At 65.9% G+C, this 11,817-nt stretch carries 11 protein-coding genes and 1 pseudogene; 6 read left to right on the top strand and 6 right to left on the bottom strand.

Features of this window, described 5'->3' with window-relative positions:
* The 3 genes and pseudogenes from ACFOJE_RS08780 to ACFOJE_RS08790 form a co-directional block, all read right to left on the bottom strand.
* Positions 1 to 205 (bottom strand): annotated as a pseudogene (locus ACFOJE_RS08780) (hypothetical protein); the annotation flags it as partial.
* A gap of 1 nt (position 206) precedes the next feature.
* The gene (locus ACFOJE_RS08785) at positions 207 to 1,973 is read right to left on the bottom strand and encodes an ExeA family protein (RefSeq protein WP_377813945.1); all 1,767 of its coding nucleotides are present in this window, start codon (positions 1,971 to 1,973) and stop codon (positions 207 to 209) included.
* Between the two features lie 308 nt (positions 1,974 to 2,281).
* Entirely contained in the window at positions 2,282 to 3,424 is a 1,143-nt protein-coding gene (locus tag ACFOJE_RS08790; protein ID WP_377813946.1) for a DUF1615 domain-containing protein, read from the bottom strand.
* Positions 3,425 to 3,855: 431 nt separating this feature from the next.
* On the opposite strand from ACFOJE_RS08790, the gene ACFOJE_RS08795 reads away from it, so the two are divergent.
* The 4 genes from ACFOJE_RS08795 (at position 3,856) to ACFOJE_RS08810 (ending at position 6,983) form a co-directional block, all read left to right on the top strand.
* Positions 3,856 to 4,305, top strand: coding sequence for an eCIS core domain-containing protein (locus tag ACFOJE_RS08795; RefSeq protein ID WP_377814129.1), 450 nt, complete (start codon positions 3,856 to 3,858; stop codon positions 4,303 to 4,305).
* 149 nt (positions 4,306 to 4,454) lie between these two features.
* Complete coding sequence (locus tag ACFOJE_RS08800; RefSeq protein WP_377813947.1) at positions 4,455 to 5,858, top strand: DUF1254 domain-containing protein; 1,404 nt, start codon at positions 4,455 to 4,457, stop codon at positions 5,856 to 5,858.
* A 208-nt stretch (positions 5,859 to 6,066) separates the two neighbouring features.
* The gene (locus tag ACFOJE_RS08805; protein WP_377813948.1) at positions 6,067 to 6,225 is read left to right on the top strand and encodes a DUF3309 family protein; all 159 of its coding nucleotides are present in this window, start codon (positions 6,067 to 6,069) and stop codon (positions 6,223 to 6,225) included.
* Between the two features lie 167 nt (positions 6,226 to 6,392).
* A complete protein-coding gene (locus ACFOJE_RS08810) occupies positions 6,393 to 6,983 on the top strand; it encodes a lytic transglycosylase domain-containing protein (protein WP_377813949.1) in 591 nt (196 codons plus the stop codon).
* Between the two features lie 661 nt (positions 6,984 to 7,644).
* Here ACFOJE_RS08810 and ACFOJE_RS08815 read toward each other — a convergent pair.
* Positions 7,645 to 7,821: a hypothetical protein gene (locus tag ACFOJE_RS08815; protein ID WP_377813950.1), complete on the bottom strand. Its 177-nt coding sequence runs from the start codon at positions 7,819 to 7,821 to the stop codon at positions 7,645 to 7,647.
* Between the two features lie 49 nt (positions 7,822 to 7,870).
* Here ACFOJE_RS08815 and ACFOJE_RS08820 point away from each other — a divergent pair, with 49 nt between their 5' ends.
* Positions 7,871 to 8,524, top strand: a complete 654-nt coding sequence (locus ACFOJE_RS08820) for an SCO family protein (protein ID WP_377813951.1) — start codon at positions 7,871 to 7,873, stop codon at positions 8,522 to 8,524.
* 147 nt (positions 8,525 to 8,671) lie between these two features.
* Here ACFOJE_RS08820 and fabB read toward each other — a convergent pair whose 3' ends face one another.
* Positions 8,672 to 9,889, bottom strand: coding sequence for a beta-ketoacyl-ACP synthase I (gene fabB / locus ACFOJE_RS08825; RefSeq protein ID WP_377813952.1), 1,218 nt, complete (start codon positions 9,887 to 9,889; stop codon positions 8,672 to 8,674).
* Between the two features lie 11 nt (positions 9,890 to 9,900).
* Positions 9,901 to 10,416: a 3-hydroxyacyl-[acyl-carrier-protein] dehydratase FabA gene (gene fabA / locus ACFOJE_RS08830; RefSeq protein ID WP_377813953.1), complete on the bottom strand. Its 516-nt coding sequence runs from the start codon at positions 10,414 to 10,416 to the stop codon at positions 9,901 to 9,903.
* 364 nt (positions 10,417 to 10,780) lie between these two features.
* Between fabA and ACFOJE_RS08835 the strand changes: the two genes are divergently transcribed.
* The gene (locus tag ACFOJE_RS08835; protein ID WP_377813954.1) at positions 10,781 to 11,803 is read left to right on the top strand and encodes an NAD(P)H-dependent glycerol-3-phosphate dehydrogenase; all 1,023 of its coding nucleotides are present in this window, start codon (positions 10,781 to 10,783) and stop codon (positions 11,801 to 11,803) included.
* The last annotated feature ends 14 nt before the right edge of the window (positions 11,804 to 11,817 follow it).

Consider the following 11,817-nt stretch of genomic DNA (forward strand, 5'->3'; position numbering starts at 1 on the left):
CCTGCCAGGGGTTCCACCAGAGGAAGACGGCGGCCAGCGCCACCAGCGCCGCCGCCAGCAGCAGATAGGGCAGGTAGGGCCGGATGCGCCGGGAGGGCGCCTCGAACGAGCTGCGGATGGTCGTCGGCGCGGTGGAAATGTCGGGCACCCGGCCTTTCTGCCGGTTTTTTTCCGATTGCTTCAGTGCTTCCAGGATGTAGGACATGTCAGTTCGCCTGCCTAGCCGCAACGGGCAGCTTTCCAGTGGCAACCTGGGCGAGACGCTCCAGGGTGTTCTGGCCGACGACCCCATCCGGGGGCAAGCCGTTGGCCCGCTGGAACTCCATGACCCGCTGCTTGAGCTCGGGCGTGAACAGGGGATTGCCGGCGCGGTTGGCGTTCTTGCTCTTCCAGTGGGCGAGCTGCTGATCGACCCAGGCCACCTCGGGCCCGCGGGAGCCGACGTCCAGGCTGCGCCGCCGGCTGCGGTTGAGCGGAGCCTGCTGCAGCTGGACGTAGCGACCGTTCCATTGTCCGAGCAGTTCGGCGAGCGGAGCCGCCTGCGTCCACTCGGCCACGACGAGCTGCGCCCGGTCCCCGACCAGCGACAGCAGGGTGACCGGAAATTCGCCGCCCCCCGGCCGACGCAGCTCGAGGATGGCCGGGCTGGCGAGGCTGCGCAGCAGATCCGGGCCGCCGTTGCGGTACAGGCAAATCAGGCCGATCTCCTGGGCCTGGCGGCAGGCGTCCTCGAGCTGGCTCTGCTCCTTGATGCCGGCCTGCCAGTGGTCGAACAGGGCGCGCACGGCCAGGGCCTCGTAGCGGGCCGCGTCCGGGCCGGACGGGCCGACGATGGCCTCTTCCAGCGCCTCGTCGGGCCCCGGCGCGGGGGGCGCTTCGGGCAGGAGATCGGAGTCGGCCTTGGTCATGCCGGGAGGCGTGGACCCGGTCTTCGGTTCGCCAGGAGCCGTCGTCAGGCCCGGCTCGGTCGCCGGCACTTCGACGGGCGGCGGCACTGCCTCGACGGCGGCCGCGGTTTGCCGGGCGGGGGCGGGCGGGAGGGCGAGCGAGGCCCGCAGGCCTTCGACCGGCAGCAGGCGGTAGGCGGCATACAGGCCCGGAAACAGGCCGAGGACCAGCGCGGCAGCCATGGCCGTTGGCCAGAGCCGCTTTCTCCGGTAGGCCTGCTGGCCGAGGACCTCCCGGGCTGCCTTTTCCAAGGTCGCCGGCTCCACCCGGGCCTTGCCCTGGACGTAAGTGCCGAGCAGCGCGCGGTCGCAGATCAGGTTGATCAGCCTCGGCGTGCCACCGCTCAGGGTGTGCAGCCGCCCCAGCAGCCTCGGCGGGAAGAGGTGCGAGCGGGCGCCGGCGAGGGCCAGCCGGTGCTGCACGTAGGTCGCGACTTCCCGGCGGGTCAGGGGCTCTAGGTGGTAGCGCGCGACGATCCGCTGGGCCAACTGGCGCATGGCCGGTTGGTCCAGCGTGTCGCGCAGCTCCGGCTGGCCGAGCAGCATGATCTTCAGCAGCTTGTGACGGTGGGTTTCCAGATTGGTCAGCAGGCGCAGCAGCTCCAGCACCTCGGCGGACAGGCACTGCGCCTCGTCGATGAGCAGCGCGGTCCGGCGGCCCTGGCCGTTGCTGTGCAGCAGATGGGCGTAGATCCGCGTGAACAGCGTCTTGAGGCTGAGGCCGTCGTCTGGCGTCGGGATGCCCAGCCCCTCGCAGAGGGTGGTCAGGAGCTCCTGCAGGGTCAATTTGGGGTTGATGACGAAGACGATGTCGCAGTCGTCCGGAACCTGTTCCAGCAGGCAATGGCAAAGGGTGGTCTTGCCGGTGCCGACCTCGCCGGTCACCAGCACGATGCCGCCGTCGCTCTGCAGGCCGTAGAACAGGTGGGCGAGGGCTTCCCGATGGCGCTCGCTCATGTACAGGTAGCGTGGGTCGGGAGCGATGGAGAACGGGGCATCGGCGAGGCCGAAGTAGTCGTTGTACATGGGGGTAGCGTTCCGTCGCGAGTGGGATTGCTCCTTTGACTGACGGCATTGCCCGGCCGGCGCCGACTGGCTGGACAAAGGAGGCGGGACATCAGCGCCTGTCCATGGACCAAGGCAGGGGGGGCCAGTTCCGTCGCCAGGGGCGAGGGTACGAGCCGTTCGGCGGCAGCGGATGCCGGGCCGAGTGCCAGGTGCCTCGACGGCCGCAGCCTGCGGCCCTGGCAGCGATACGAGGCGCCGGGAGCGGGGCTTGGCCAGATGCTGTTTCCCGCCGCAAACCCGGCCGGGGATGGCGCCTGGGCTCCGGCTCAGCCGCTCGAAGCCCGTCCCATGCAGCCCCGGTAGCGTTCGTCGACCCGTCTGGCGAACCAGGCGGTGGTGAGCTTGCGGGTGATCTTCGGGCTCTTCAGGTCGATGCCCGGCAGCAGCGCGCGCGGCAGCGGCTTGCGCGCGGTCTTCTCGGCCAGGGCGAAAACGCGCCGGTAGAGCCGGCTGTCCTCGAAGTCGGGCGCCTTGCCCTGCTCCAGATCGCGGCGGATCTGCGCGTTGTCCATCTCCAGCCGCTTGCCCAGCGAGCGCACGGCCAGCTCCGTCGATCCCGGCGTGCTGCTGCCGTAGCGGATCAGGTCGCCGTCGAGGGCCAGAGGTATGCCCGAGGCGCGGCTGACCGCATGCTGGAAGGCGGCGTTGCGGCTGGCGTAGCGCCCGGCATTGAAATCGGCGAAGCGGTACAGCGGCTCGGGGTAGCGGGCCGGATAGTCCAGCAGGTGGGCGATGCCGAAGTACAGGCCGCCGCGGCGGCTGAACACTTCCCGCCGGATGGAGCCTTCGACCGGATAGGGGTAGTCCTGCGCATGTTCCTCGGCGAAGGCGATGCTGACCTGCATCGGCCCGCCGGTGTGCACCGGGTTGAGCCGGCCGAACAGGCTCTGGCCCATGGGGACCATGCCGATGAAGTCGTCGAAGATCGCGCTCAGTTCCTTCTCGGTGCGCACGCCGCTCAGTCGCTGGCTGTAGGTCTTGCCGTTCGGCGAGTCGAGGGACAGGGCAGCGCTCACCAGAAAGCCCGGAACGTGCAGGCGGGCGGCGCGGCTGTCGATCTCCTTGCGGGCGATCCCGGGTAGCCCCTGCACCGGCGGGTCCACCTGGAAGGTCGACTCCTGCTCGGTCACGGCGAGGACGGAACAGAGGTGCTCGTCGCTCGGCGGAATTTCCAGCGCCGCCAGCGCCGCCTGGATATCGGTCGCCCAGCCTTGGCGGTTCGGCACCTTGGCCGGGATCAGCCGGGCGATCTTCGCCCGTACGTCCTCGGGGCGTGGCGCAGGAGCTTCTTCGTGGGCAGGCTGCGTGGCGCAACCGGCCAGCCCGAGCAGCGCGGCGATTCCGGCCGTGCCGAGGAGATGGCGCAGGGCCTTTCGACTGCAGGGCAGGAGGGCGTCCGATCGTGGCATGGCGGTCGCCTGGGTAGGGCAATCGAGTGGAGTCACGTGCGTGTTTTCCCGCGCGATCGGTGGCCGTTTCCGGAATCCGGCGAAGCATACTCCGGGAATGGCCGCGGCGGCTTGCGGAAGAAGTGCAGCAGACCTCGCAGGATCGCCGGTAACGAACGACCGTGGCTCTGGTCTAAGCTGTGCTCGGGCGATCGGCAGGCGCGGCCCCAGCCAACGCAGTATCCGCCGATCGGCATTGCCTCTGGGAGATCCAATTGCTAGCTGTTTTCCTGCGTCATTTCTGTCGGTCGGCCGTCTTGCTCCTGTCCCTCGGCGCTTCGTCTTCCCCCTTTGCGGCCTGTCCGGAGGGACAGACCGAAATCTGCGTCGGACCCTGTTTCTGCTCGTCCACCAAGGATGGCTTCGGGGCCCTCTACGAAAGCGTGAACCAGATGGCCGCCTCCGGGTTGGAGAACTGGATCGTGCAGTCCCGCAACACCCTGGCGGCCGGCAACGTCCAGCCGATTCCGCTGCACATCCGTGCCCAGCTCGAGCCCTACTACGACCTCCGGGTGCTCGAGTCGGTCCGCTACAAGGCCGGCGACGACGGTGAGCTGAACGCCGCATCCGCGGTGATGCAGAACCCCGACGTGAATGCCGTCACCCTGATGGACATCATCGTCTTCCGCAATCCCGAGGACGCCCTCAATAACGTCGCGCTCTGGGCGCACGAGCTTAAGCACGTGCAGCAGTACCTGGAGTGGGGCACCCGTGGTTTCGCCGAGCGCTATACCCGCGACTACTCGGCCGTCGAGTCGCCCGCCTACCAGATCCAGGCCCAGGTGGCCAGGGAGCTGAGAGCCCAGGCCAGGGCGAGCGCCTCGGCCGCCCCGGCGCCATGATCCGGCGCGACCGCATGCCCTCGTCATAGCCGGAAGACCCAGGAAATCGGTCGTCTCGAACCCCCTCTGCTTTACTTGCCTGGGCGCTCTCTGCCGCCATCAAGTTGGCCCGGCGGCCCATATGGACCTTCACTGCGGGAACCGGCGAAATGTCCAGACTCGAATGCATCGCCTGCACCCTGGCGCTGTACGCGCTCGGTCCGCTGGCAACGGCGCAGACCCAGGAGCAAATCACCGCCGAGCAGGCGCGCTCCATCGGCATCGACGCCTACGTCTATCTCTACCCGCTGGTGACCATGGACCTCACGCGCAAGCAATTCACCAACATCGAGCCCGGCAGGGAGATGGGCAAGGGGCCGATGAACACCTTCGTCAACGTGCCCATCTATCCGCCGTTGCGGTTCAGGGGCGTGGTGCGGCCGAACTTCGATACCCTCTACTCGCTCGCCTGGCTCGATCTCACCGGGGAGGCGCAGGTGATCTCCGTGCCGGACACGGGCGGGCGCTACTACCTGCTGCCGATGCTCGACATGTGGACGGACGTTTTCGCCTCGCCCGGATGGCGGACGACCGGCACCCGGGCAGGCCACTTCCTGGTGACTCCGCCCGGCTGGAGCGGAACGGTGCCCCAGGGATTCGTGCAATTGGCCGCGCCGACACCTTACGTCTGGGTCATCGGCCGGACCAAGACCGACGGGAAGGCGGACTACTCCGCGGTGCACAAGGTCCAGGCCGGCTTCGGGGTGACGCCGCTGTCGCGCTGGGGACGCAAGGCGGAGCCGCCGAAGGGGCGGATCGATCCCGACGTGGATATGAAGACGCCGCCCAGGACGCTGGTCGATGCCATGCCGGCCGCCGCGTTCTTCGCCTATGCGGCCGAACTGCTCAAACTGCACCCGCCCCATCTCACCGATCAACCGATCGTCGCGCGGATGCGGCAGATCGGCATCGAGCCGGGGAAGAGTTTCAGCCTCGACGGACTCGCTCCGGTCCTGAGGCAAGCCCTTGAGGAGGCTCCCGGAGAAGCCCAGGCCCTCATGCGCTGGAAGGAGGCGAGCATCGCCCGGGTCGCCAACGGCTGGCTGATGAATACCGACACCATGGGCGTCTACGGCAACTACTACCTCAAGCGCGCCATCGTCGTGCAGCAGGGGCTCGGCGCCAATCTGCCGGAGGATTCCGTATACCCCATGAATCTCGCCGACGCCGACGGCAAGCCCCTCGACGGCGCCTACAACTACCGGATCCATTTCGCCAGGGACGCCCTGCCGCCGGTGGATGCGTTCTGGTCGATCACCCTCTACGACAGCGACGGATTTCCGGTCGGGAACCGGCTCAACCGCCAGGCCCTCAGCAGCTGGATGCCGTTCAGGCGCAACGCCGACGGCTCGCTGGACCTGTACTTCCAGCACGAAAGCCCCGGCGAGGGCAGGGAAGACAACTGGCTGCCGGCGCCCAAAAGCGCATTCAACCTGGCCATGCGCCTCTACGCGCCCAGGCCCGAGGTGCTCCTGGGAAAATGGAACCCGCCGCCCGTCGAGCGCCAGCCATAGCGCGCCGCCTCCCGGTCGGACAGGGTGGGTCGTCCGACCGGGTTCTCCGTGGCGCGTCCAGCTGCTTGCCGGCAGGATGGCTGCCCCGTTGCCAGGTCCGCGCCCGCTCGGCTCGAACTTCTCCGTAGCGGAGGGCTCAATCCAGATAGGGCAGACGCCCATGGGTCTGCCTAGCCCGTACGCTCACTCGTATCGCGAGGTGAAGGCCATGAGTCTGGGAACCATATTGTTGATCGTGCTCATCCTGATCCTGCTCGGGGTGATCCCGGCCTGGCCGCACAGCCGCGGTTGGGGTTACGGGCCCAGCGGCATCGTCGGCGTGGTGCTGGTGGTGATCCTGGTGCTGCTGCTGACCGGAAGGCTGTGACACCGCCGCTCCCGATGTAGCCTGCATGCCGGAGCGCTGCAGGCGGTGTCCCCTGGTCCACCGGCAGGCCGCCGATGGACAGCCTGACTGCGACACGTCTTACGGACACACGGCTTGGCCTATGCTTGAGCGAAGCCGATACTCCAGGGGACGGATCGATGAAGCCAATGCACGCATTGCTTCTGCTGGGCGCCGTCATTGCGCTGCCCATGCCGGTGTCGGCCGACATCTACCGGGTGAAGAACAAGGACGGAACCTTCATGCTGAGCAATATCCATCATCAGGCGCTGGCCTACGTGCCGCCGGAGCGCGAGAAGCGGCTGCGGCCTGCTGATGATCTGACGGGTACGCTTCCCTATGCGGCGATGGTGGCCACTGCGGCAGCGCGGAGCGATCTGCCCGAGGCGCTCCTGCACGCGCTGATCCATGCCGAATCCCGCTACGACCCCTGGGCGCTCTCGCCGAAGGGGGCGGCTGGCCTGATGCAGCTGATGCCGGACACCGCCCGCGAGATGGGGGTGGAGAATGTCTGGGACCCGGCGGCCAACATCCTAGGCGGCGCCCGCTACCTGAAGCAGCTGCTGAGGCTCTTCGACAACGACCTGAGCCTGGCCCTCGCGGCCTACAACGCGGGACCGGGAGCGGTCATCAGCCGAGGCAGCGCCATTCCGTCTTTCGCCGAGACCCAGGGTTACGTTCCCCGGGTGCTGGAGCGCTATCGTCTCCTGCAAACGATGCGGCCAGAGGCTGCCCACTGAGGTCCCGCTGAACCGTTGGGTGATGAGTATTATGCGCCGTTTTGGTGCGTTATCCACTTGGTAGGCAGGCCGAGCGAAGCGCTGGAGGGTGGCGTCCGATTCGCTCCGACAGGGCCTGTTCCTTGCGTGGGCAGCATCGGGCGCCGGATCGAAACCGACCCGCCACCGTCCGTCAGCCTGCCAGTCGAGGCGATGGATGGCTGGTTGCTAACTTGGCAGGCAGACAGGCCGATTCATCGGTCGGTTGGTGCTTGGCAAGCGGAGTCGCAGGAGGGGCGGGCATGTATCGAACGATGCCGAAAGCGGGACAATCGGTGGGCAAAGGGGGCCGCTTCGGATGCGAGTCGGCGAAGGAGCAAGGCGGCCTCCCGAGCGGTCCAAGGCTGTGTGGTGACCAGGCGCAAGGGCTCGCTGCCCAGGTAGCGGTTACAGGGACGCATTTTCCCATCATGGGCCTCATCTACACTCAGGCTACCCCGGTCAGTCCGGTGGTCTCCGCGGTCATGCAGGCAGTGAAGGCGCAGCAGGGGGAGCGGGTTGACAGGGAGGTTAGTCGGGTCTCGATCGGCATTGATCCGCTTCGCGATTCGGCTTCGCGGTTGCATGGGTATCACCGGAGCCGACAGGCCCGATCGGGGAGGAGCTGGCTGGCCGTGTCGGTTCAGGCGGCGAGCGATTCGCTGAAGGGATCGGCGACTGGTCGGTCTTTCTCGATCAGCTGTCGCCGGTCCTGGCAGGCGAGCGCTGCAGTGAGCGGATGCACGCTCAGGGGTTCACCGAGCCGGCGGTTGCGCCGACGCGGGAAGTCGGAATCCTTGCGCGTCATCAACGTGGTCACCAGGGGCACGTAGCACATTAGTAAGTATAAAGGTTAAGGGAGATCGACCATGACTATCCCTCGTTTGCTCGCCCTGGCGCTTGGCGCCGTCCTTCTCAGCGCCGCGGCGTTGGCCCATCAGGAGCATTCCGGCGACCAGTTCGCATCCGAACGACCTGCTCAGCCTCCCCTGATACGTAGCGGGAAGGACAAAGGCACGCCGGACGCTCGAAGTTATTTCACCGATACCCTATTGCTCGACCAGAACGGCAGGCAGCTACGTTTCTACAGCGATGTACTGAGGAACCGTGTGGTACTGCTGAACGTCATCTACACCAAGTGCGAGGACGCCTGTCCGCTGATCACCAGCAGGCTGAAGGAGGTGCGCCATGCCTTGGGTAGCCAGGCCAACAACGTGTATTTCATCACCCTGACCAGCGATCCGAAGAACGACACGCCCGAGGTCTTGAAGGCTTATGCCCGCGAGCATGGAGTGGACAAGCGGAACTGGATCTTCCTGACCGGTGGAGAGGAGCAGCTCGCCGTGGTGCTTTCGCGCCTCGGCATGCCCGCCCTGCATCCCCGGTCCCCCCAGGAGCACGCGACCATGCTGATCGCCGGCGACGTGGCCAACAGGCATTGGACCAAGATCCGCCCGGATGCCGAACCCAAGGCCATCGCCCAGCACCTCCAACTGATGACCATGCCGGTGGCCGGCCGCTGATCGGGAGTCGCTGGATTCTTCGCACGGTGCCGTGACAGGGAAGTCGCGGGCTGGAGCCGCTTTCCCGATCGATCCATGCCGTACAGGGCGGAAATGAAAACGCCCCGAACCGGTCGGGGCGTTTGTCGGCATTGCCGGATGGGCCTATCAGCCCTGCCAGCGCTTCAGGACCAGGGTGGCGTTGGTGCCGCCGAAGCCGAAGCTATTGCTCATCACGGTGTTTAGCTGCACGTTCTCGCGGGTTTCCCGGGCGATCGGCATATCGGCGACTTCCGGATCCAGGCTGTCGATGTTCGCCGAACCGGCGATAAAATTGCCTTCCATCATCAGCATGCAGTAGATCGCCTCGTGTACGCCTGCGGCGCCCAGCGAGTGACCGGACAGGCTCTTGGTGGAGCTAATGGCCGGGGCCTTGTCGCCGAACACGGTGCGCACTGCCTTGATCTCCGCCACGTCGCCCACCGGGGTCGAGGTGCCGTGAGTGTTCAGGTAGTCGATCGGATCGACGACCGTGGACAACGCCTGCTGCATGCAACGGGTCGCGCCTTCGCCACTTGGGGCGACCATGTCGTAGCCGTCGGAGGTCGCACCGTAGCCGACGATTTCGGCGTAGATGCGCGCGCCGCGCTTGAGGGCGTGCTCCAACTCTTCGACCACCACCATGCCGCCGCCGCCGGCGATGACGAAACCGTCACGGTTGGCGTCGTAGGCGCGCGAGGCCTTTTCCGGGGTTTCGTTGTACTGGGTGGAGAGGGCGCCCATGGCGTCGAACATGCAGCTCTGGCTCCAGTGCTCTTCTTCACCGCCGCCGGCGAAGATCATGTCCTGCTTGCCCATCTGGATCTGCTCCATGGCGGCGCCGATGCAGTGCGCGCTGGTGGCGCAGGCCGAGGAGATGGAGTAGTTCAGACCCTTGATGCGGAACGGAGTCGCCAGGCAGGCCGAAACGGTACTGCTCATGGTGCGCGGCACGCGGTATGGGCCGATGCGCTTGACGCCCTTGTCGCGCAGGGTGTCGATGGCTTCGATCTGGTTGAGGGTGGAAGCACCACCGGAGCCGGCGATCAGACCGACGCGCGGATTGGAGATTTCTTCGGGGCTCAGGCGGGCGTCCTTGATCGCTTGCTCCATGGCCAGATAGGCATAGGCCGCGGCATTACCCATGAAGCGGTAAACCTTGCGGTCGATCAGTGCTTCCAGATCCAGGTCCACGGAGCCGGAGACCTGGCTGCGCAGGCCCATTTCAGCGTAGGAGGGGTTGTAGCGAATCCCCGGACGGCCGGCGCGCAGGTTGGCGGAAACGGTGTCTTTGTCATTGCCCAGGCAGGAAACGATACCCAGGCCGGTGATCACGACGCGACGCATGTGGAAGTCCTTCAGAAACTGTCGGTAGAAGTGAACAGGCCTACACGCAGGGCTTCGGCGCTGTAGATCTCGCGACCATCGACGCTGACGGTGCCATCGGCGATGCCGAGGATCAGCGAGCGGTTAATGGTGCGCTTGATGTGGATGTTATAGGTGATTTTCTTGGCAGATGGCAGAACCTGGCCGAAGAACTTGACTTCACCGGAGCCCAGGGCGCGTCCGCGTCCCGGATTGCCTTGCCAGCCCAAGTAGAAACCGACCAGTTGCCACATGGCATCAAGGCCAAGGCAACCGGGCATGACCGGGTCACCCTCGAAGTGGCAGGCGAAGAACCACAGGTCGGGATTGATGTCCAGTTCGGCCACCAGCTCGCCTTTGCCATACTTTCCGCCGGTTTCGCTGATATGCGTGATGCGATCGACCATCAGCATATTGGGGGCGGGCAGTTGCGCATTACCCGGTCCGAACAGCTCGCCGCGACTGCAGCGCAGCAGATCTTCCCGGGAATAGGCGTGTTGTTTGGTCATGCGAGTTCCTCAATGGTCCGTGCTTGGAGCGGACAAAACGTCTGGTGGCTGCACGCGATTGATGCGTGGATCGACAGCTCATTCATAGACTGCTGCCTGAGGGTGAAAAGTCACAGCGTCAAGCACAGTCGTGCCAACCGGGGGTGGTAGTTGCAGGGTCAGCCACGACCGGGTTGGCGAGAAATGCGTACTTTACCACTCTTGAGGGAATCAAGGACTGTCGATGTTTCAATTTACTTCGAGCCGGCCCACCTCCGCCGTGACGGCTATTTAATGAAAGGAACCGATGCAACTAGGCTGGCCCTGGCGAAGTCGGGCCGTATAATGCCTGGCATCGCCGCTTTGCGGCTGGGAATGGAACGAAATGACAGCACAACAACCCATTGCGGTGCTCGGTGGTGGCAGCTTTGGCACCGCGATCGCCAATTTGCTGGCCGAGAACGGCAGATCCGTGCGTCTGTGGATGCGCGATGCCGCGCAGGCCGAGGCCATGCGCAGCGGGCACGAGAATCCGCGTTATCTCAAGGGCATCAAGATCCTGCCCGGTATCGAGCCGGTGACGGACCTCGACTCGACGCTGGCGGATTGTTCGCTGATCTTCGTCGCACTGCCCTCCGTTGCCTTGCGCGAGGTTTTGCAGCCGGTCGCCGGCGCGCTCGCGGGAAAGATGCTGGTCAGCACCACCAAGGGCATCGAGGCGCACACCTTCAAGCGGATGAGCCAGATCATCGAGGAGATCGCTCCCCGGGCGCGCATCGGCGTGCTTTCCGGTCCGAACCTGGCCCGCGAGGTCGCCGAGCATGCGCTGACCGGCACGGTCATCGCCAGCGAGGATGATGATCTCTGCCACCAGGTGCAGGCCGCCCTGCATGGTCGTACCTTCCGCGTCTATGCCAGCCGCGACCGTTTCGGCGTTGAGCTGGGCGGCGCCTTGAAGAACGTCTACGCCATCATGTCCGGATTGGCCTCTTCCCTAGGCATGGGGGAGAACACCAAGAGCATGCTGATCACCCGCGCCCTGGCGGAGATGACCCGCTTCGCCGTCAAGCTCGGTGCCAACCCCATGACTTTCCTCGGCCTGGCCGGGGTCGGCGACCTCATCGTCACCTGCTCCTCGCCGAAGAGCCGCAACTATCAGGTGGGCTTCGCCCTGGGCCAGGGGCTTAGCCTCGAGGAGGCGGTCAGCCGGCTGGGCGAAGTCGCGGAGGGGGTCAATACGCTGAGGGTGCTCAAGGCCAAGGCCGACGAGCTGCAGGTCTACATGCCCCTGGTCAAGGGGCTGCACGCCGTCATGTTCGAAGGGCGCCGCCTGGATCAAGTCATCGAGGCGCTGATGACCGGCGACCCCAAGACCGACGTGGATTTCATTTCGACCAAAGGTTTCTGACCTGCTCGGACGCA

Origin of the sequence: Azotobacter bryophylli (genome assembly GCF_042643485.1) — a bacterium.
GTDB classification, from domain to species: Bacteria; Pseudomonadota; Gammaproteobacteria; order Pseudomonadales; family Pseudomonadaceae; genus Azotobacter; species Azotobacter bryophylli.